Annotated in this window: 18 protein-coding genes; 5 read left to right on the top strand and 13 right to left on the bottom strand. The window is 69.2% G+C overall.

Features of this window, described 5'->3' with window-relative positions; genetic code table 11:
• Positions 1-8: 8 nt before the first annotated feature.
• Entirely contained in the window at positions 9-1,667 is a 1,659-nt protein-coding gene (locus VF557_03040) for a glycosyltransferase family 39 protein (GenBank protein ID HEX8079166.1), read from the bottom strand.
• On the bottom strand, positions 1,664-4,252 hold the full coding sequence (locus tag VF557_03035) for a glycosyltransferase (GenBank protein ID HEX8079165.1): 2,589 nt from the start codon (positions 4,250-4,252) through the stop codon (positions 1,664-1,666). The genes VF557_03040 and VF557_03035 overlap by 4 nt, the downstream gene beginning before the upstream one ends.
• A 707-nt stretch (positions 4,253-4,959) precedes the next feature.
• On the opposite strand from VF557_03035, the gene VF557_03030 reads away from it, so the two are divergent.
• Positions 4,960-6,519: an ATP-dependent DNA ligase gene (locus VF557_03030; protein ID HEX8079164.1), complete on the top strand. Its 1,560-nt coding sequence runs from the start codon at positions 4,960-4,962 to the stop codon at positions 6,517-6,519.
• A 44-nt stretch (positions 6,520-6,563) separates the two neighbouring features.
• Here VF557_03030 and VF557_03025 read toward each other — a convergent pair whose 3' ends face one another.
• Positions 6,564-7,595 carry a lactonase family protein gene (locus VF557_03025; GenBank protein HEX8079163.1) on the bottom strand — a complete coding sequence of 344 codons (1,032 nt, stop codon included), beginning with the start codon at positions 7,593-7,595 and terminating at the stop codon, positions 6,564-6,566.
• 80 nt (positions 7,596-7,675) lie between these two features.
• Here VF557_03025 and VF557_03020 point away from each other — a divergent pair, with 80 nt between their 5' ends.
• Entirely contained in the window at positions 7,676-9,574 is a 1,899-nt protein-coding gene (locus tag VF557_03020) for a glycoside hydrolase family 2 TIM barrel-domain containing protein (protein HEX8079162.1), read from the top strand.
• A 52-nt stretch (positions 9,575-9,626) separates the two neighbouring features.
• Here the strand turns inward: VF557_03020 and VF557_03015 are convergent, their stop codons facing one another.
• The 6 genes from VF557_03015 to VF557_02990 form a co-directional block, all read right to left on the bottom strand.
• Positions 9,627-10,631: a family 43 glycosylhydrolase gene (locus tag VF557_03015; GenBank protein HEX8079161.1), complete on the bottom strand. Its 1,005-nt coding sequence runs from the start codon at positions 10,629-10,631 to the stop codon at positions 9,627-9,629.
• 61 nt (positions 10,632-10,692) lie between these two features.
• Positions 10,693-11,874: a UDP-galactopyranose mutase gene (glf, locus tag VF557_03010; GenBank protein ID HEX8079160.1), complete on the bottom strand. Its 1,182-nt coding sequence runs from the start codon at positions 11,872-11,874 to the stop codon at positions 10,693-10,695.
• Positions 11,871-12,179: a hypothetical protein gene (locus VF557_03005; GenBank protein HEX8079159.1), complete on the bottom strand. Its 309-nt coding sequence runs from the start codon at positions 12,177-12,179 to the stop codon at positions 11,871-11,873. The genes glf and VF557_03005 overlap by 4 nt, the downstream gene beginning before the upstream one ends.
• Entirely contained in the window at positions 12,176-13,345 is a 1,170-nt protein-coding gene (locus tag VF557_03000) for a glycosyltransferase (GenBank protein HEX8079158.1), read from the bottom strand. Before VF557_03000 ends, VF557_03005 begins: the two co-directional genes overlap by 4 nt.
• On the bottom strand, positions 13,345-14,691 hold the full coding sequence (locus VF557_02995; protein ID HEX8079157.1) for a family 1 glycosylhydrolase: 1,347 nt from the start codon (positions 14,689-14,691) through the stop codon (positions 13,345-13,347). The genes VF557_03000 and VF557_02995 overlap by 1 nt, the downstream gene beginning before the upstream one ends.
• Before the next feature lie 302 nt (positions 14,692-14,993).
• Positions 14,994-15,224: a hypothetical protein gene (locus VF557_02990; protein ID HEX8079156.1), complete on the bottom strand. Its 231-nt coding sequence runs from the start codon at positions 15,222-15,224 to the stop codon at positions 14,994-14,996.
• A 92-nt stretch (positions 15,225-15,316) separates the two neighbouring features.
• On the opposite strand from VF557_02990, the gene VF557_02985 reads away from it, so the two are divergent.
• On the top strand, positions 15,317-15,703 hold the full coding sequence (locus tag VF557_02985) for a DUF962 domain-containing protein (GenBank protein ID HEX8079155.1): 387 nt from the start codon (positions 15,317-15,319) through the stop codon (positions 15,701-15,703).
• A 6-nt stretch (positions 15,704-15,709) separates the two neighbouring features.
• Here the strand turns inward: VF557_02985 and VF557_02980 are convergent, their stop codons facing one another.
• The 3 genes from VF557_02980 to VF557_02970 form a co-directional block, all read right to left on the bottom strand.
• The gene (locus tag VF557_02980) at positions 15,710-16,006 is read right to left on the bottom strand and encodes a DUF2516 family protein (GenBank protein ID HEX8079154.1); all 297 of its coding nucleotides are present in this window, start codon (positions 16,004-16,006) and stop codon (positions 15,710-15,712) included.
• 78 nt (positions 16,007-16,084) lie between these two features.
• On the bottom strand, positions 16,085-16,999 hold the full coding sequence (locus VF557_02975) for a hypothetical protein (protein HEX8079153.1): 915 nt from the start codon (positions 16,997-16,999) through the stop codon (positions 16,085-16,087).
• 4 nt (positions 17,000-17,003) lie between these two features.
• Entirely contained in the window at positions 17,004-17,450 is a 447-nt protein-coding gene (locus VF557_02970; protein ID HEX8079152.1) for a helix-turn-helix domain-containing protein, read from the bottom strand.
• Between the two features lie 168 nt (positions 17,451-17,618).
• Between VF557_02970 and VF557_02965 the strand changes: the two genes are divergently transcribed.
• Complete coding sequence (locus VF557_02965; GenBank protein HEX8079151.1) at positions 17,619-18,527, top strand: Rieske 2Fe-2S domain-containing protein; 909 nt, start codon at positions 17,619-17,621, stop codon at positions 18,525-18,527.
• Here the strand turns inward: VF557_02965 and VF557_02960 are convergent.
• Positions 18,520-19,437 carry a DUF72 domain-containing protein gene (locus tag VF557_02960; protein HEX8079150.1) on the bottom strand — a complete coding sequence of 306 codons (918 nt, stop codon included), beginning with the start codon at positions 19,435-19,437 and terminating at the stop codon, positions 18,520-18,522. The two genes, VF557_02965 and VF557_02960, sit on opposite strands and share 8 nt — an antisense overlap.
• Before the next feature lie 105 nt (positions 19,438-19,542).
• On the opposite strand from VF557_02960, the gene VF557_02955 reads away from it, so the two are divergent.
• Positions 19,543-20,040, top strand: coding sequence for a DUF6328 family protein (locus tag VF557_02955; GenBank protein ID HEX8079149.1), 498 nt, complete (start codon positions 19,543-19,545; stop codon positions 20,038-20,040).
• The last annotated feature ends 28 nt before the right edge of the window (positions 20,041-20,068 follow it).

Below are 20,068 nucleotides of genomic sequence, written 5' to 3'. Positions count from 1 at the left end.
GTTCTTTCTCATGATGGACGTACCTGATAGATCACGACGACCGGCGCCTCAACGGCCTGGCCCGACTTGGCCTTCACGGTGATCGTCGAGGTGTACACCGCCACCCCGTTGTACTTGCCGACCAGCTCGGTCAACTTCGCGCTGAAGGACGGCGAGCGGGACGCGGTGTAGGAGTCCCAGACCAGGTACCGGAACCGGGCCTGGCGCATCGCCAGATCCGGGTTGGGCACCGGCTGGTACGAGGGGTTGCGGTTGGCGGGGTCAGGGCTCACCGACAGCGCGAACACCCGCCGGTGGCCGTAGAACTGCAGCACATTGGCCATCGACGGCCCGATCGCCAGCAGCTGGGCGCTGGCCGGCACGTTCTGGTGCAGCCAGCGACCGGCCTCGCGACCGCCCGGCATGCCGCCGGCGCCGGCCAGGTAGGTGCCGGTGGTGGACGGCTGGATGCGTGACCAGGTCGGAACCAGCAGGCTGATCACCAGCGCCAGCGCCAGGGCGAGGGAGGCGCGGGTGGCGACGTTGCGGCCCCGGCGCCGTAGCACGTTCAGGGTGCTTATCCGGGCGAGGGCGCGCGCGGCCAGGATGGCGATCACCGGTGCGATCGGCAGCAAGTACTGATACCCCTTGACGGGCCACACGGTGAAGAACACCACGGGCACCACCAGCCAGGTGAGCAGCATCCGCTCGCGCCAGGTGTTGTGCCCCCGCCACAGCACCAGGCCGGCGGCGGCCAGCGCCAACGTCAGCCAGCCGAACGCGGGCGGCAGCACCTCGGCGTAGAACCACGGCTCGTGGTTGGATCGGCGGAACAGCTGCCACAGCAGGTAATTCTGGCCGGAGCTGGCCCGGTCCGACAGGGACAGCGACAGCGGGAAGGCCGCGATCACCGCGAGCATCACCAGCAGGCCCAGACCCACGTGGCGCAGCCGGATCCGGACCGACGGGGTCAGGGCGAAGAACGCGTACAGGCCGCCGACCAGCACCAGGCTGGTCTCCTTGGCCAGCACCGTCAGGCCCATCACGGCGCAGCTGGCAAGCATCCAGTGCAGGGCGGCGGACTCGACGTAGCGCGCGACGCAGTACAGCACCAGCGTGGCGCACAGCGTCATCAGGCCGTCCAGCAGCACCTGGCGGCTGACCACCACGTGATAGGGCATCACAGCGAGGATCAGGGCTGCCAGCAGGCCGATCCGGTGGTCATAGAGCCGCCGGCCCAGCAGGTAGGTCGCGAGCACCGCCGCGACCCCGATCAGGGCCGTGACCGCGCGGGCCGCCCAGTCGCTGACGCCGCCGTACTGGCTGAAGGACACCAGCATCTGCAGGAGCACCGGATGAGCCCGGAACACCGGGAACATCTGCCGCAGCGTCTCATCGCCGGCCAGCGACGCGGCCGTGCCGGTGTAGACCGCCTCGTCGCTGTTGAATCCCACCCGGTCCAGCTGCCAGAACCGCAGAAATGCGGCCAGGCCGAGGATCAGCAGCACCGGCAGCACGGTGCGCAGCCGGGGGTTGTCGGGCAACTTCGGCAACTTGGGCAGCTTGGGCAGCTTGGGCAGCTTGGGCAAGGACCGGCCGCCCGGGCGCGCGTCACGCCGGGCGGCCAGGCTCTCGCGGGCCGGAGCAAGGACTGCCGACAAGAAGGCCGGCTCGGTGTCGCTGGTCATGCGGGCGCCGGCAGGACAGCTGGGCCGGTAGCCGGCGGGTCGGCGGCCGGCGGCGTGGCAGCAGCCGGAGCACTCACCGGCGCAGCGGCGGGCAGGGCGGCGGCAGCCGGCTGCTGCTGATCCTCGGTGTCGCCCTTGAGAACGGTGTCGCCCCGGAGCAGGTGGGCGATGTCCTCGGCCCAGGAGAAGGTGTTGGAGCCCAACCGGCGCACCCGGATGTTGCTCATCGCCTGGATCAGGATCTGGCGTTCCTTGCGGCGCAGCTCGGCGTAGTCGTCGTCACCGATCACGATCGAGGGCGCCATCTGCCGGAACGGCGGGAACCCGTAGGCGTCATCGGTGTTCTCCACCAGGGTCTGGATGGCCTCGTCGAACGGGATGTCGGCCAGCACCGGCTCGCCACGCTCGATCACGAACAGGTTCTCGATCTGGGTGTTGCGAATGACGTTGCACTCCACCAGGCGATCGACGTTGTACTTCGGCGGCGGCACGATCCGCTGGGTCAGGGAGTTGATGCCCATGATCGGAATGTTCAATCCGGCCAGCACCAGGCCGAAGTTGCGGCCCTCCTTGGAGTGCAGCCTGCTCTGCAGCTTCAGCCGTCGCCACTCGGCCGGCGTCAGGTCACCGGCCTGCACCGCCCGCAGGGTGTGGTGGCTGATCGTCAGCGGCTTGGGGAAGCAGGTGGCGTGGCCGTCCGGGTGCAGGATCGTCATGTCGTCGGACAGGAACTTGGCTCCGTGCTCGCGCAGCAGCTTGAGCACGCTGCCGGTCTTGCCGGTGTCGGTGCGGGCCGACAGCAACAGGCCGTGACCGTCGAGCTCCAAGCAGGCCGAGTGCAGCAGGATCACGCCTCGGGACACCGCGATGAATCGCAGCAGTGCCTCGATCACGTTGGTGTAGAGCACGTGCGGCGAGCGCGCCAGCGTGGGCGAGCAGGTGACCTCGATCTTGTCGCCGATGTTGACCCGGAAGTTCGCGCCGAGCCGGCCGAAGTGCTCGGAGTAGCTGACACCGGCGGGTGCGACGTGCTGGGTCATCAGGGCACGGGTCCGCGGACCGGCGCCGACCTGATCGATGCGGATGCTGAGGTCGACGTCGTTGCCCAGCCACTGGGCCCGGAAGTACTCCAGCTCCTTCAGCGGCACCTGCGAACCGACGCTGAGCACGCCGTCGATGGAGTAGCGGTAGGGCAGGTAGCGACTGGTCGCGCTGACCGGACGGCGGACCGGCAGCTGGCTGGTGGCCTGCTCGGCGGCCGGCTCGACCGCCGCCGGGCGCTGCACGCCGGTCAGATCGACGGTGATGCGCATCGGCTGCTTCTCCACGACCTGCTCGTCGGGCTTGGCATAGATCACCGAGTCCGCGATCACGAACCTCACCAGGAACAGCAGCACCAGAGTGATCACGTTGGCGATCAGCAGGTTGGTCGAGAACACCCCTACCAGCAGGGCCAGCAACGGCAGCCGGGGCAGCAACGCCAGGTGGTTGAGCAGGAAGAACCGGACACCGCGTCCGAGCCGGGTTCCAGGCTTGTCCCCCCGAAAGACGAACTTCTCGGTGAGCATGAAGTTCCAGCTGGTGGACACCTCGGTCGCCAGCACCGCGGCGATCAGGTAATGCGGGTGCACCACGTGCTGGGAGAAGAACCAGAGCGCGGCGGTGTTGACGCCGATGCCGGTGGCCCCGACCGCGCCGAAGGCCAACAGCCTGGCGAACCGGCCGGCGCCGTTGTCAGCGGAGGATCGGCGCACCTGGTGGCGCAGCACCAGCAGCCGAAGCCGCAGCATGTGCCGGGCGAAGCGCAGGCCCTCGCGCAGCGACGCCTTGCTCTCACCGGCGATCCTGATGCCGAACACGAAGGGAACCTCGGCCACCTGCAGCCGGGGCTGGCGGATCATCAGCTCGAGCAGGATCTTGAAACCGATCGGGTCCAGCCGGTCCAGGTCCAGGGCCGCCAGCCGGACGGCGAAGAAGCCCGACATCGGATCGGAGATCCTCGACAGCCGCCGCGGGAACACCGCCTTGGTCAGCCGGGTGGCCAGGCCCGACACCGTGCGCCGGTAACCGTCGGCCAACCCCTCGGATGCGCCCGAGCCGAGATAGCGAGTTCCGGCCACCAGGTCCAGCCCCCTGGCCTGCCCGATCTGGACGAGCCTGGCCGCCAGCTCCGGCGGGTGCTGCAGGTCGCCGTCCATCACGACCGCCCAGGTTCCCCGGGCGTGCTTGAGGCCGGCCACCACCGCGCCGCCGAGCCCGCCGGCCCGGGCGCCGGCCGGCCGGTGCAGCAGCCGTACCGCCAGCCCGCACTCGCGAGCCGTTTGCCGGATGACCTCAGGCGTGTCATCGCCGCTGTCATCGACGAAGAGCACCTCAGCGGGAATGCCGTTGAGACTGTCCGCTAGGGACGACAGCAGCGGGCGTACCGAGCCTTCCTCATTTCTGGTCGGCACGATGATGGTGAACCACGCCGCCGAATCAGGAGTCAGGACGGTCAGGTCCTGCGGCTCGCACGCCGCTTCGACCTGATCGTCCAACCCGTCCTGAATCGTCTCCGGACGCGCAGCATCGACAATTCTGGTCAAGAGAAGCCCCCCGCTTCGATTACTTTCACGACGAGGCGCACGCTGCCTGTGCCGGCCCGTCCAAAAGTGATAGCTCTCCGAGGCGCGCTCAGGAGAGTGGAACAAAAGCTAAACCCCGTTCAGCTGCTAGCGCAACCTGAGGTGAACGATACTTTTAGCTTTAGAACAAAAGGGATGCGGTCTGTTAGACCGATGTATGATGCAGAACTTGAACGGACCATAAGCGCCTAGCCAAAGGGGTGGGCAGACGACCCGTACCCAACGGAAGTGCGGTGTCAATCTTATGCACCCGACGCGCCCAGGAATCAGGTCAACGATCTGGTGCGTTATCAAGCGGGCACGCTCAGTCAACGATCGACGTCGAATGCCCTGACATTGACTGCAATTCGAACGGACGACTGTTACGCCGCAGCGAAATGCGAGCCGGCTGGGGCTTTCCGCCACTCGGGTGGCGAGTTCACCCGCGAGCGGGGTGGCGAAGTGGCCATCTAGAGCTCCTGGCACTCAACTGTCTCGGTCGTGATTGACCGAGGCAGCATCTACCCATCGTCGACCCCGACGCACGACATGGATAGCGGCAATCCAGTTAACAGTCGCTACCATGCGTGATCGCCGACGTGGGCGGAGGCTGACACCGGCGGCACGGAGAGTCAGCTCCCTCGTGTCGGCGCGCTGCTGGCTACCGGCGTATCTGCCACGCTGAGCCTATGCAACTCTCCCTGGTCGCAGCCACCTCCGACGAGTTGGCGGCAACGGCTGCCCGTAACGAGAAGGTGGCCAAGCTGGCCGTGCTGCTGCGCACCTGCTCGGCAACCGAAGCGGCGACCGTGGTGTCGTGGCTTTCCGGAGAGCTGACCCAGCGACAGATCGGCGTCGGTTGGGCGTCGTTGCGCTCGCTGCCACCGCCCGCGCCTGAGCCCGGTCTGGACGTGGCAGCAGTGGAAGCCGCCCTGACCGAGATCGGCAGCACTGCCGGCAGCGGCTCGCAGAGCCGGCGACGGCAGTTGCTGCACGCGCTGTTCGCTGCCGCCACCCAACCCGAACAGCACTTCCTCACCCGGCTGCTCACCGGGGACCTGCGGCAGGGCGCCCTGGCCGGTGTGATGACCGACGCCCTGGCCCGAGCCGCCGGGCTGCCGCTGGCCCAGGTGCGACGCGCGGCGATGCTCAGTGCCAGCCTGCCGATGGTCGCCGCTTCGGCGCTGAGCGGTGGCAGCGAGGCGCTGGCGGGCTTCGGCCTGCGGGTCGGCCACCCGGTGAGCCCCATGCTGGCCCAGACCGCGGCCAGCACCGACGACGCGCTGAGCCGGCTCGGCGCGCGGGCCGCCTTCGAATGGAAGCTGGACGGCGTCCGGGTGCAGATCCACCGCGCCGAGGACAAGATCTGGATCTTCACCCGTGGCATGGAGGACGTGACGGCCAGGCTTCCAGAAGTGGTCGAGGCGGTGCGCGGCATGGCTGCCACCCGGTTCGTCGCCGATGGCGAGGTGCTGGCGCTGCGCGACAACGGCCGGCCGGCGCCCTTCCAGGAGACCGCGGCGCGGCTGGGCACCCGGTCTGCACCCACCGCCCCGCTCGTCACCCGGCTGACGGTCGTCCTCTTCGACGTGCTGCACCTCCACGGCGCCGACCTGCTCGACGAGCCGGCCGAGCGCCGGGCCGAAGTGCTCGCCGAGCTGGTAGGCCCGGCCAACCGGATCCCGCGACTGGTCACGGCCGACCCCGCCGAGGCCCAGGCCTTTCTCGACGACGCCCTCGCGCACGGGCACGAGGGGGTGGTGGCCAAGTCACTGGCCGCGCCGTACGAGGCCGGCCGCCGCGGAGCCGGCTGGCTAAAGGTCAAGCCGGTGCACACCCTGGATCTGGTGGTGCTGGCCGCCGAGTGGGGATCGGGCCGGCGCCGGGGGAAGCTGTCCAACATTCACCTCGGCGCCAGGGATCCGAGCACCGGCGGCTTCGTCATGCTCGGCAAGACCTTCAAGGGCATGACCGATGAGATGCTGAGCTGGCAGACCGAGCGGTTCGGCGAGCTCGCCGCCGGCCCGACCGAGGACTGGGTGGTTCAGCTACGTCCGGAACAGGTCGTGGAGATCGCCTTCGACGGCGTGCAGCGCTCCTCTCGCTACCCGGGCGGTGTGGCGCTGCGCTTCGCCCGGGTGCTGCGCTACCGGCAGGACAAGACCGCAGCCGAGGCGGACACGATCGACACGGTCCGGGCCTTCGCCACGGCAGCGGGCCTGGACGAGCAGGCCGACCGGGCGGACTGACCGGCCCAGGATCGAGCCACCCGGATCGAGCCACCCGGATCGAGCTACCAGGCCAGCACGCAGCTCGGGCTCGGCACCCGCAGCGAGCTCACCGGCCCGGCCGGAAGGCCGGTGTCCCTGGCGACCGGCACCCCGGCGAGGGTGTCCGAGAGCTGGTTGGCGATGTAGAGCCGGTCACCGGACAGGCTCAGGTGCCGCGGCGACTGACCGTGGGAGTCGAAGTCGGCCACCGGCGTGACGCCGTCGCCGTCCTGGCGCAGCACCGTGATCCGGTCGGCGCCGCGATGCGAGGCGTACAGCAGGCCTGGCTGGGGTCCGAAGATGAGGGCTGCCGACAAGGTGCCGGGCGTCAGCGGCTCGGCGTGCCCGGCGACCGAGGACAGCAGCCGGGCCGGCAGCCGCCACTCCAGGGTGCTGATCGAGTTGTCCAGCTCGCCGAGCACGTAACCCCGCCCGGCGGCCGGGTCCAGCAGCAGCTGCCTCGGGCCGCTGCCGGCCGGCAGGCTCACCTCATCGACCAGGACATAGCCGCCGGCCTGCTGGTGGTAGCGCCACAACCGGTCACTGCCCAGGTCGGCCACTATCAGCTCGGCGCCGCCCGCGGCGAAGCTCACCTGATGGGCGTGCGGGCCGTCCTGGCGCTCGATGTTCGGGCCGCTGCCGCGCAGCCGCAGCAGCTGCGCGTGCGGCCGCACCGCGCCGCCGTCGTCCAGCGGGTGGATCGCCACGCTGCCGCTGCTGTAGTTGGCCACCGCCAGCAGCCGGCCTGACGGGTGCAGCGCCAGGTGGCAGGGATGAGCCCCGCCGGTGGGTTGCCCGCCGAGTGGCCGGAGTCCCGGCGCTGCCCGTGACCCGGTCCTGCCGAAGGCGCTGACCCGGCCGGGGTCGGTCTCGTTCACCGCGTAGACCCGGTTGCCATCGGCTGAGATCGCCAGGAAGGAGGGGGACTCGGTGGCGACCGACAAGCCCCGCTCGGCCAGCCCGCCGTCGCGCTGCTGGGCCAGCAGGATGCCCTGCCCGGCGCCCGTCGGAGGTGTGTAGCCGCCTACCAGCAGAAAGCCGCTGGACGTGCCCATCACCAGTTTTCTCCCTTTTTGCCGCTGCCCGCGCGTTCGACTTTCAGCTCTGGCCGCAGCCCATTACCCTAGCGTCGGTGATGGCGGAACCAGGAACGGCCGTGCACCCCCGGCCCCAGTTGACCCGCGACCGTTGGTTCGACCTGTCCGGCGAGTGGCAGTTCTCCTACGACGACGCCGACGTCGGCCTGGCCCAGTGCTGGTATCAGAACTGGCAGGAGTCCCGGGGCGTGGTTGAGCGCACCATCACGGTGCCGTTCCCGCCGGAATCCTCAGCGAGCGGGATCGGTGACACCGGCTACCACCGAGTGCTGTGGTACCGACGCACCTTCACCCCGCCGCACCATCCGGACGAGCGGCTGCTGCTGCACTTCGGCGCGGTGGACTACTCCGCCCAGGTCTGGGTGAACGGCCAGTTGGTGGCCCAGCACACCGGTGGCCACACCCCCTTCCACGCCGACATCACCCATGCGCTGGTGGGCTCGGCGGAGCAGGTGGTGGTGGTCCGCGCGGTCGATGACCCCCACGACCTCGAGCAGCCCCGCGGCAAGCAGGACTGGCAGGAGAGGCCCCACGCCATCTGGTACGAGCGCACCAGCGGCATCTGGAAGTCGGTCTGGCTCGAGCCGGCGCCGGCCATCCGCATCGAGCAGCTGCGCTGGACCCCCGATGTCGAGACGGCGGTGCTGCGGCTGGACATCCGGCTGAACCAGGTGGCCCGGCAGTCGTTGCGGCTGCGACTGCGACTGACCCACGAAGACCTCGAGCTGGCCGACAGCTCGGTGTCGGTGAGCCGGGGCCGCGCCACCATCTCGGTGCGGCTGCCGCAGGCCGACATGAGCCTGGAACGGCACCGGATGCTGTGGTCGCCCGAGACGCCCAACCTGTTCGAGGCCGAGATCAAGCTGTACGCCGCCGAGGACCAGGCTGACACCCCGGAACCGATCGACCTGGTTCACAGCTACGCCGCGATGCGCAGTATCGAGGCCTCGAGCAACCGGATCCTGCTCAACGGCCGGCCGTACTTCTTGCGGCTGGTGCTCGACCAGTGCTACTGGACCGAGTCGCACCTGGCTCTTCCCGATCCGGATGCCGCCCGCCGGGAGGTGGAACTGGTGCGCAGCCTCGGCTTCAACGGGGTCCGGCTGCACCAGAAGGTGGCCGACCCGAGCTTTCTCTACTGGTGTGACCGGTTGGGTCTGCTGGTCTGGGCCGAGATGCCGGCCGCCTACGAGTACACGACCCGAACGGTGGATCGGATCACCCGGGAATGGCTGGAGATCCAGCAGCGGGACTACAGCCATCCCTGCATCATCGCCTGGGTGCCGGTCAACGAGAGCTGGGGCGTGCCCAACCTGGCCAGCTCCGCGCCGCAGCGCAGCTTCGTCACGGCGCTCTACCACCTGACCAAGGCGCTGGACTCGACCCGGCTGGTGGTGGGCAACGACGGCTGGGAGCAGGTGGTCACCGACGTCATCACCGTGCACGACTACGCCTCACGCCCCGAGGTGCTGCGGCAGCGCTACGGCAGCGCCGCCAGCATCACCGAGACCCTGCAGGACATTCAGCCGGGCTACCGCACGGTGCTGCTGCCTGGCATGTCGCGCGACGGCCAACCACTGATGATCACCGAGTTCGGCGGGATCTCCCACGACGGCGACGGCGGCCCGTCCTGGCACGGCTATTCGGTGGCCCGGACGTCGGAGGAGTTGCTGGAGCGCTACCGCGCCCTGGTCGACGCACTGCTCGACGCACCCGCCATCAGCGGCTTCTGCTACACCCAGTTCACCGACACCCTGCAGGAGAAGAACGGGCTGCTGACCGCTGACCGCAAGCCCAAGGCGGACCTGGCGACGCTGAACTCGATCACCCGCCGGCCTTCGGCCGCCGTTCCGGCCGACGAGATCGGCTCGTTCGAGTACGGCGACTACCCGCCCACGGTGATGGACACCGACATCAGCTACGGCGGCGCGCCTTAGCCGGCGGCTGCGTCACGTAGCCGAGGCTGCGTCACTCAAGGCGCGGCCCGGGTCACTCGATGGCCAGCCGCGGCAGGTCGGTGTCCGGATCCCACCGCAACGGCGCCACCGCGAACTGCCGCGAGGCGCCGGGCGCGCTGCGGAAGTGGTAGCACATGAACGGCTGGCCGTCGCTGCTGATCACGCTGCAGTGACCGGGGCCGAACAGGTTGGCAGCGGGGTCGGGGCCGAGCAGGCTGGCCTCCGGCGTCGGGCTCAGGTCCAGCCACTGCCCGCTGCCCGGGTCCCGCGCCACCACGCCGATCCCGTAGAAGTCGGCGAAGTTGCCACCGCTGTAGAGCACCACCTCGCGCCCGCCTGGCGAGGTGAGCACCGCCGGGCCCTCGATCGTCGACCAGCGCACCGTCTCGGAGCGGTCCCAGCGCACTCCGGGAATGTCCTTCCACGGCATCGAGCGGTGGGCGTCGTAGAGCTGCCATTGCGCCTGCGGCCTGGCGACCAGCGAGGTCTCGGACTCCAGCCGCCGCAGGTCCGGGCTGATCCTGGCCCGGACGATGCCGGTTCCGTAGGGCTCGTCACTGACGAAGTCGAGGGCGAAGTACAGCCAGCTGACGCCCTCGGCGTCGACGTGGACGTCGGGGTCGATCGCGAAGTCGAGCTCAGGGGTCAGCACCTCGCCGGAGTCGGCGAACGGACCGGCCGGTGAGTCGCTATCGGCCCGGCGCAGCCGGTGCTCCTGATGGCCCTCGGTCTCGCCGGCGCCCTTGGCTTGGGAGTAGAGCATCACCCAGGGCCGCCGCAGCCCGGGCACGTACCGGACGCAGGGGGCCCAGCACCACCGGTCCACGCCCAGGCCGGGGTAGCTGTCCCCCACCCGCTGCCAGCTGCCCGGATCCAGCAGGCTGTCGGACCCGTAGACCGGAAACCCAGGTGCGGAGACATAGACGTAGTACCGGAACGGCAGTTCCGAACGCCGGTCCCCGGGCACCTCGAGCAGGAACGGGTCGCCCTGATCGACCGCCGGTTCTTCTACGAACGCCACGCCCAGTGCCGCCATCGATGTCACGCGAGCTCTCCGATCACCGTTTCGTTCAACGGTAGTGGCACCGCCCTGCCGGCTAGCTGTCCGGCGAGGAGAAGCGCGCGGCCAGCTCGTTGTCTACCAGCGTGAAGGCCGATGCGATCGCCATGTGCATGTCAAGGTACTTGTAGGTGCCCAGCCGGCCGCCGAAGTACACGTCCGGCTCGGCCTCGGCGCGATCGCGGTAGCGGGCCAGCACCGTCCGGTCCTGCTCGGTGTTCACCGGGTAGTACGGCTCGTCGGCGCGGCCGGCCGCCCGCGAGTACTCCCGGACGATGACGGTGCGGTCCTGCGGGTACTGCGTCCGCTCGGGGTGGAAGTGCCGGAACTCGTGAATCCGGGTCCACGGCACGTCGGAGTCGGCGTAGTTCATCACCGGCGTGCCCTGGAAGTCACCGACCTCGAGCACCTCCTGCTCGAAGTCCAGCGTCCGCCAGCCCAACTCGCCTTCGGCGTAGTCGAAGTAGCGATCCAGCGGCCCGGTGTAGACGATCGGGGTGCCGGCCGGGATCTGGGAGCGCACGTCGAAGAAGTCGGCGCCCAGCCGCACGGTGATGTTGGGATGGCTGGCCATCCGCTGCAGCCAGGCCGTGTAGCCATCGGTCGGCAGGCCTTCGTAGGTGTCGTTGAAGTAGCGGTTGTCGAAGGTGTAGCGCACCGGCAGCCGGCTGATCACGTCGGCGGGCAGCTCGCGTGGATCGGTTTGCCATTGCTTCTCGGTGTACCCGCGAACGAAGGCCTCGTACAGCGGCCGGCCGATGGAGGCGATCGCCTTGCGCTCCAGGTTGTCCGGGACGGCGTCGCCGACCTCGGCTGCCTGCTCGCGGATCAGCTTCCTGGCTTCGGACGGGCTGAGGTGCGCGCCGAAGTACTCGCAGATCGTGGCAAGGTTGATCGGCATCGGGTACACCCGGCTCTTGCTCACGGTGAAGACCCGGTGCTGGTAACCGGTGAACGTGGTAAACCGGTTGACGTAGTCCCAGACCCGCTCGTTCGAGGTGTGGAACAGGTGCGCCCCGTACCGGTGCACCTCGATGCCGGTGCTGGGCTCGATCTCGGAATAGGCATTGCCACCAAGGTGATCGCGGATCTCGAGCACCAGGACGCGCTTGCCGTACTGCTCGGCGATCCGCTCGGCCACCGTCAGCCCGTAGAAGCCCGAGCCCACCACGATGAGATCGGCCGCGCGCAACTCCTCGGCCCGGACGGCGGCGGTCACGGGTTCAGCTCCTGCGCGGTCAGGCAGGGCGCGGGCACCCTGCAGGTCGGGCAGTGGCCGTCCTCGTCGCCCTGCATCGGATGTATCCGTAGCGCGTTGAAGATCCTGCTCAGCAGCGGCGCCCGCAGGAAGGGGGTAGCCGAGGAGACCGCCGCCTCGGCGAGAACGCCGACTCCTGCTCCGGTAAGCCGAAGCGCGCCCAGGGCCGCGTCCTGCAGGCCGTGTCCGGCCGCGATCACCCCTTGCCGGTGCGCGGTCTCCAGCTCGCCGGTGAGCGTGGTGGGAGTGGCCTGAACGGTGGTCATACCGACACCTCCACCTGGTCAGCGCGGTAGCCGGCAGTGGTGCCGGCGTAGGTGTCGACCAGCTTTGTCATTGCCGAGGCTATGTAATCCCATTCCTGACGCGCCTGGATCGGTCGCACCCGGCGGTCGCGCTCAGCCACCGGATGGGTCAGCACCTCACGGCAGGCCGCGGCGAACTCAGCTCCGTCGTCGGCCAGATGAACCACGTCGGCATAGTCGGTGACCACGTCCGGCACCCGGGTGGAGACGACCGGAAGGCCGGCCGCCAGGTACTCCAGGGTCTTGGTCGGGCTGATCGAACGGGTCGCCTCGTTCAGGGCGAACGGCATCAGGGCCACGTCGAAGCCGGCCATGATCCGCGGCAACTCCGGATAGGCGACCATCCCCAGGTATTCGATGTTCGCCGCCTGCGGCAGGCTGTCCTCGTCGATCTTGGTCACCGGGCCGACTATCCGAACCGTCCAGTCAGGGAGTTCGCGGGCCAGGCCGGCGATGAGCTCGAGGTCCACCCGCTCGTCCACCACGCCGACGTAACCCGCGACCTTGCGGCTGTGCGGGGTGCGCAGCGAACGGGAGGCCGCGTAGTGCTGGCTCTCCACGCCACTGGGAAACAGGTGCACGGCATGCTGGCGCTGGTTGAGGGTCGCGCGATACAGCGAGCGGCCGCCGGTGAAGACCACGTCGGCGGCGCTCAGCAACTGCCGCTGGCGCAGCCGAAGCCCTTCCGGGGCATGCTTGAACGAGGACAGGTCATCCATCACGTCATAGATCAACCGCCCGCCGTCGAGGCACTTGGCGATGTCGTAGGCCATCGGGGTGTAGAGCCACAGGTCCGGCGCCGGCCGCCCCCCCAGTTGGCCAAGCAACTCGGCCAGCAACGCCGGGTAGCAGGCGGCACGCGGATCGGTGAAGCTGATGGATCCGGTCGGGTCGTTCTTTCCGGTCACCTCCAGCCAGATCCGGGTGACCCCGTCCCGCTGCTCGTAGCGGATCTCGGGCTGTGGAACGTCGGCAGCGATCGGCTCCTCGACGAACCAGGTGCGCGCGCCGGACCGGATCCGCTGCTGGGCGAAGCGGGACACCAGGTGCTGGGGTCGCTGCCACACCCAGGCCCAGCGAAGGTGGGACAGCACTACCAGGTCGGGCTGGGGCTGAAAGTCGTTCATCAGGCACTCCTTGTCACGGGTGGCGGGACGGCGACGGCGGCGGTTGCCAGCCCTTCGGGAGGGTCTTCCCACGGCCAGTGGTCCAGGCCGGAAAGCACACCGGACAACAACTCGTCGCACGGCGGCTGAAAACGGTAGGCGGGCAGGTCCTGCGCACCCGAGCCGAGCACGACCTTCTCCCATGCCTCGGTGAAACCGGTTCGCTCACGGCTCTTGGTGTCGGCGTCGATGCTCAGCACACCGACCGGGTCGACCCGGCCCGCGGTGCGTGCCAGCAGGGAGTCCCAGTCGCAGGAGTCGACCTGCGGGAACCAGCAGAAACCGTGCAACGGCACGCCCCGCTCGACAGCGAGGTCGTACTGCTCGAGCATGTAGCGCAGCCAGGAGATCCGGTCCGAGGGCTGGCCCCGAAGGTTGGTCTCGGTCAGCATCATCGGAAGGCCGTACCGGGCCGAATACTGCTCTGCCACCGCCGCGAACCCGATCGGGTGCGGCGAGGGCGCGTAGCCGCCAAGCTCGTTGTAGTACCACTCGGAGTGGCAGTAATAGTCCAGGCCCACGACATCGACCCGGCGGGGTGGCAGCTCCAGCAGCGGCCCGCCGCCGGCGCGGATGAACTCGGCGAGAAAGGGCCGGGCCGGGTCGAGATCGTGTCCCAGCATCAGGTCCAGGAAGATATGCCGGCGGTCGTTGGCCAGCTGGACGTACTGCTGGCAGGAGGGGCTGCCGGCGTGGTGCTCGCAAGTGTCCACCCAGACGTGGTGGGCCTCGGGAAGCAGTTCGGCCCAGCACTCGGCGGCCTGGTTGATCGCCGGCAGCACCGAGTTGGCCAGCCGGACGAAACCCTCCATGCCGCGGTCATAGGGCGGCCACAAGCCTTCGTGGCCCGCCAGATGCAGGGTCGCGAACGGCTCGTTGAACAGCGTGTAGGCGGGCAGCCAGGGGTAGCGCACGGCTACCGCCTCGGCGTAGGACGTCATCGCCGGGCCGAACCCGGGATCCCGGAAGCCGTCGCGCAACCAGTCGGGATAGCTGGTGTGGTGAACCAGGTCGACGATCGGCACGGCGCCGGCCTCACGCAGATACTCCAGCACCCGGTCGGTCTCGGACCAGTCGAACCGGCCGGGCTCGGGCTGGATCTGCGGCCAGCGCAGCGGGTAGCGCAGGTGCCGGACGCCCGTCCCCAGCAGCTCGTCTAGGTCGTCCCGCCAGCGTTCGGAATGCCCCGTGACCTCGAGCAGGTCCGTTCGGTATCCGGGCAGGTAGGTGCTCTCGAAGCCCCCCACCACGGTCCTGCCCACGGCAGGCAACGGCGACAGGTAGTTGGATGAGACAGATGTCTGCACTGCGGCCCCTTTAGACAGCAAACAGTTGCTCAACTGTTGCTATGCATACACGCGCTGCCAAGAAGTGGCAGGCGGATCGGGCTGCGGTTCCAGCTGTGATCACAGTACCCTGCCGGCCATACGGTTTGCCAACCGATGGTCTGGGTGTGCGCCCAACCGGCGGGTGTACGACAGTGCGCGCGCCATGCCCTGAGTGCGGTGCGCATAGCGGTGCCAGGCCCGCTTTCGAAGCCGTTTAGCCCTGGTTCATAAGGGGGTCACCGGGGTGCTTTGTGCCCCCGAAGCGACGGTGGGGGCCGGGGTCAGCCAGCCGGTCCGTCCGCCGGGTGAGCCTCGTGCTCGGGCAGCTGGTCGGACCGGTCCGGGGTCTGGGACGAGTCGTGCAACGTCTGCTCAGGGTCCTCGGTTCGCGCGTCGGAGTCCTCCAGGATGATCTCGGCCTGCCGGTGCGGGTCATCGCTGCCGGCCGCCATCTCTTCGGGCGCGAGCTGTGCGCGCGACTCGATGCGGCTTTCGTCCGGATGCTCGATCATCGGCTCAGGCTACCCGAGAGCCTTGCCGGGCGGCTTTGCCAGAATGGCCGGGCGAGGTCCGGGACGGACAGCGCATGAATGGAGGCCTTGGCATGTTCGGTAGCTACCGGGAGTTCTTTCCGTACTACGTCGCGATGCACTCCAAGCCGCTGACCCGCAGGCTGCACTTCACCGGCACGGTCTCAGGGCTGGCGCTGAGCGTGCTCGGCCTGCTGACCGGGCGCCGCCGGCTGATCGCCGCGTTGCCGGCGCTCGGCTACGGCGTGGCCTGGCCGAGCCACTGGCTGGTCGAAGGCAACAACCCGGCAAGCTTCGGCCACCCGCTGTGGTCTTTGCGTGGTGACTTTCAGATGATCTCGATGATGTTCAGAGGCCGTGACGGGGAGTTGACGATCATCGCCTGGGACTGGCTGAGCGAGCATCCGGAGCACCGGACCGCCTCGAACTGGGCCGAACCCGCAGTCGGGCTGGCGGCCTGAGCGGGCTCACCAGCGCGACGGGCCGCTGATCTCGCGCACCGCGGGCCGGACGTCGGCCAGGTAGACACAGCTGACGATGATGCCGATGTAGGCCAGCAGGTTGGTGACGTTCTGCAACAGGGCCACCGGGGCCACCGCTATCGCGGTCAGCAGGATCCAGGTCGGTTTGGTCAGCTTGCCGGCAGCCGGAAACGCCGGGGCCTTGCGCGTGACGCAGTCGACCAGTGCCCAGAGCTGCAGGGCCAGCACCCCCAGGAACAGAACCAGGAGCAGGCCGTTCTCGATGTTGTGGATGGTCTGCACGCCTACCAGCGTAATCCACGAATAGCTGTGCCCCGGCCCGAAAAAATTCAGGGCCGGGGCACAGCGGCTATCGAAGGGTCAGGCCTTCTTGGCCGGGGCCTTGCGGGCGGTGGCCTTGGAGGCCGGAGCCTTGCGGGCGCCGGTGGCGGCAGCCTTGGACGCCGGGGCCTTGCGAGCAGCCGCCGTCTTGGACGCCGGAGCCTTGCGAGCGCCGGTAGCGGCGGCCTTGGAGGCCGGAGCCTTGCGGGCGCCGGTCTTGTCGGCGCTGCCCGTGGTGGACGTGGCCCTGCTGCCGGCGGTGCCGCGGCGAGTGCCGGACTTGCTGCCGGCCCGCGGGGTCGCGGCCGGCTCACCGAGGTCGGCGTCCTTGATCGCGTCGAAGGCCGAGTCGAGGTACGGCACGACCTCCGAGCGCATGGAGCCGAGCACCGGCGCGACCCGGGCCTGGACGGCGGCCGAGGCCTCGTCCAGGTCGCTGCGCAGCCTGCTGACCCGGGGATCGTTGCGCAGCTCGGCCAGCCGGGCCTCGCCACGGGCGGTCAGCGCCTGGAAGGCCTGCTTGGCGTTGCTCAGGTAAACGGTGGTGGTGCTGGCCGCGACGACCGACAGCGTCGGCAGCGCCTTGACCGAGCCCACCCCGGTGTCCAGGAGATCCCGGAGCTCGGTGATCCGGGCCAGCGCGTCGTCCTGGGTCCGGCTGAGCAGGGCCTTGCCGGTCTCCTGGGCCTTGGCGACGTTGTCGGCGGCCTCGGCGGGCAGGGACTCCACTCGCTTGCCGACGGTCTCGGCGCGCTTGCCGAGGTCCTCGGCGCGCTTGCTCAGGTTCTCGGCGACCAGGTCGGCCACCCCGAGGGCAGCCAGCACCGGCTTCGGCGCGTCAGCGGCCAGCCGCTTGTTGGCGTTGTTGACGACGGCGCCGGCCTGGCTGAGCGCGCTCTTGCCCTGCTCCAGGGCCATGTCGGCGTAGGCGCGGACGTCAGTGGCGATCGACATTGCGTTACTCCTTCTCAGATGCCGCGTCAGCGGCGTTCGGCCGTGCTGCGGCAGGCGTCGGGTCGACACCGGCAGCGCGGTTCTCACGGCGGAAAGACTCATAGATCTCGACGAGGACGCTCTTCTGGCGCTCGGTCAGGCCCTGATCGGCCAGGATCGCGGGAATCAGCTCGGAGTCGGGCGACCGGTCCTCGAGAATGCCGGCCCGGACGTAGAGCTGCTCCGCGGAGATCCGCAGACCCTTGGCGATCTGCTGCAGGATCTCAGCGCTCGGCTTGCGCAACCCCCGCTCGACCTGCGAGAGATAGGGGTTGGAGACTCCGGCCAGCTTGGAGAGCTGGCGCAGCGACACCTGGGCCTGCTGGCGCTGCTCGCGGATGAAGTCGCCGATGGTGCCGACGCCGATGAGCGGCGCCTTGGCGGCTGTCTCCTTGATCCCGTCCACGTTCACGTCTTCCACCTTGCTCCGTGGTGCTAGCAATTGCAAGCGGGTTGCTAGCAGTGTGGGGTGGCTCATAGGACTGCGCTAATCTCGGCTCAGCTGAAACCCAACAGCTGATCCTTTCGAGCACACGGGCGATGCGGCGTAACGGATCTGCCCCGCCCGGGAAGGCCGGACATGCTGAGCTGGCGAATCAACCGCACCCTCGACTCACTGGTCGGCAGGATCGAGCGGACCACCGTGCTTGACCCGATCGCGAACCGGGGCGCCGCGCTGGCGCTCAAGCCGCTGGACGCCTCGGTCGGGCTGCGCAACGTGCTGAGCGGCACGGCCGGCGGGCATCCGCTGCACCCGGTGCTGGTGGTGGTGCCGATCGGCGCGTGGCTCGGCGCCAGCTACCTCGACCTGACCGGTGGCCAGCAGGGACGGGCCGCCGCCACCAAGCTGGTCGGACTCGGGATCGCCGCGGCAGTGCCCACCTCGCTCACCGGCGCCAGCGACTGGGCTTACGTCCGGGGTGCCGAGCGCCGGGTGGGCTTCGTCCACGCGGTCGGCAACTCCCTGGCGCTCGGCCTCTACACCGGCAGCTGGTTCGCCCGCCGCCGCCAGCGGTTCGCGCTGGGCACGGCCCTTGCCGGCGGCGGCGCGCTGCTGCTGGGCTTCACCGGCTGGCTGGGCGGTCACCTGAGCTACGCGCGCGGCGTCGGCGTGGACACCACCGCCTTCGACGGCGCGTCCACCGACTGGGTCGACGTGCTGCCCGAGGCCGAGCTGCTAGACGACCAGCCGATGCTGGTGCGCGACGGCAGGACTCCGGTGCTGCTGGTGCGCACCGGTGGCCAGCTCTACGCCATCGCCGACCGCTGCACCCACCGCGGCGCCCCGCTGCACGAAGGCGAGTTCACCGACGACGGCTGCATCATCTGCCCCTGGCACCAGAGCAAGTTCCGGGTCAGCGACGGCCAGGTGCTCGACGGTCCGGCCAACCGCAGCCAGCAGGCCTACGAGGTGCGGACCCGCTACGGCTCGATCCAGCTGCGGCACGCCGACGAGCCCGGCTCGCTGCGCACCGACCCGATCAGCTGAGGGTGGCCGCGCCGTCCTGAGGACCCACGGCGGCCGCGCCGTCCTGAGGACCCACGGCGGCCGCGCTGGCCGGAGGACCCAGGGCGGCCGCGGCAGCCCGGGCGTCCAGCTGGGCCCGCAACGCCTGCGCGTCATAGGGCGCCCGCACCTTGATGTCGTTGTCGAAGTACACGAACACGTCCAGGCCGGCATCGGTCCAGGCTCGGACCCGGTCGGCCCAGACCGCCAGCTCGTCGTCGTCATAACCGCTGGCGTAGAGCTCCTTCGCGCCGTGCAGCCGGACGTAGACGAAGTCGGCTGTGACGTCGAAGAGCTGCGGCCAGCGCCCGGCCGTGTCGGCCACCACCAGCCCGACACCGAGTTCGCGCAGCAGGGCGGCAAAGGCCGGCGTGCGGTAACTGTCGTGCCTGATCTCCAGGGCGTGCCGCAGCGGCCGGTCCTCCAGCACGCCGGTCCAGGCCCGTCCGGCCAGCCGCTCGTCGTGGTGGCGGGCCAGGTAGGCCGCTTCGCCGGTGGAAGTGGGCAGCCGGGTGAAGAAGTCGGTCAGCCGGTCGGGGTCGAAGCCCAGCGTCGGCGGCAGCTGCCACAGCAGCGGCCCCAGCTTGCCCTGCAGGGCCAGCACCCCGGAGGCGAAGAAGTTGGCCAGCGGCGTGTCGACGTCACGCAGCTTCTTCATGTGGGTGATGAAGCGGCCGCCCTTGACCGAGAACACGAAGTCCGGCGGGGTCTCGGCCGCCCAGCGGTGGTAGCTGGTCGGGCGCTGCAGGGCGTAGAACGAGCCGTTGATCTCGATCGAGGACATCCGGGCGGCCGCGTAGGCAAGCTCCTGCCGGTGCGGCAGGCCTTTGGGATAGAAGTCCCCGCGCCATGGCTGGTAGATCCAGCCGGAGATGCCGACCCAGGCGCCCATGGCTTCCAACCTAGGTGCGCCGGGCGAGATTCGCGCACCCGGGCTGACTGGCCGGCCGGATGTGCGAGGCTGTGCCATTACGCCGCCGAGGAAGGGATCCACACCGTGGCAGAAGCTCAGGACCCCGGCTCGAAGAAGAACCGGGAAGAGTCAGAGGCCGAAAGGCTGGATCGCAACTACGGCGAGTTGCTGCAGGAGCTGCGGGTCGCCGAGACCGGCGTGCAGATCCTGTTCGCCTTCATGCTCTCGATCGCGTTCCAGCCGCGCTTTCAGGAACTGGACGACGTCCAGCGCACCATCTACGTGATCACCCTGCTGTTCTGCACGCTCTCCATCGCCCTGCTGGTGGCGCCGGTGGCTATTCACCGGCTGGTGTTCCGGCAGGGTCTGAAGGACGAGCTGGTCAAGATCACCAACAAGCTGGCGCTGGCCGGCACCACCTTCCTGCTGCTGGCGGTGCTCAGCGGCGTCCTGCTGATCTTCGACCACGTGGTCGGACGGAGGTTTGCCATCGTGACGACCTCGCTGCTGGCCGTGGTGTTCGTCAGCCTGTGGCTGGTGCTGCCGCTGCAGCGCCGCATGGCTGAGGATCGGAAGGACTGAGGCTCAGACCCGACCGTGGGCGCCTTGC

It is taken from the genome of Jatrophihabitans sp. (assembly GCA_036389035.1).
In the GTDB taxonomy this organism is placed as follows: Bacteria; Actinomycetota; Actinomycetes; order Mycobacteriales; family Jatrophihabitantaceae; genus Jatrophihabitans_A.
The sequence above is the reverse complement of the archived record's forward strand: the minus strand, read 5'-3'. Positions and strand labels throughout refer to the sequence as shown.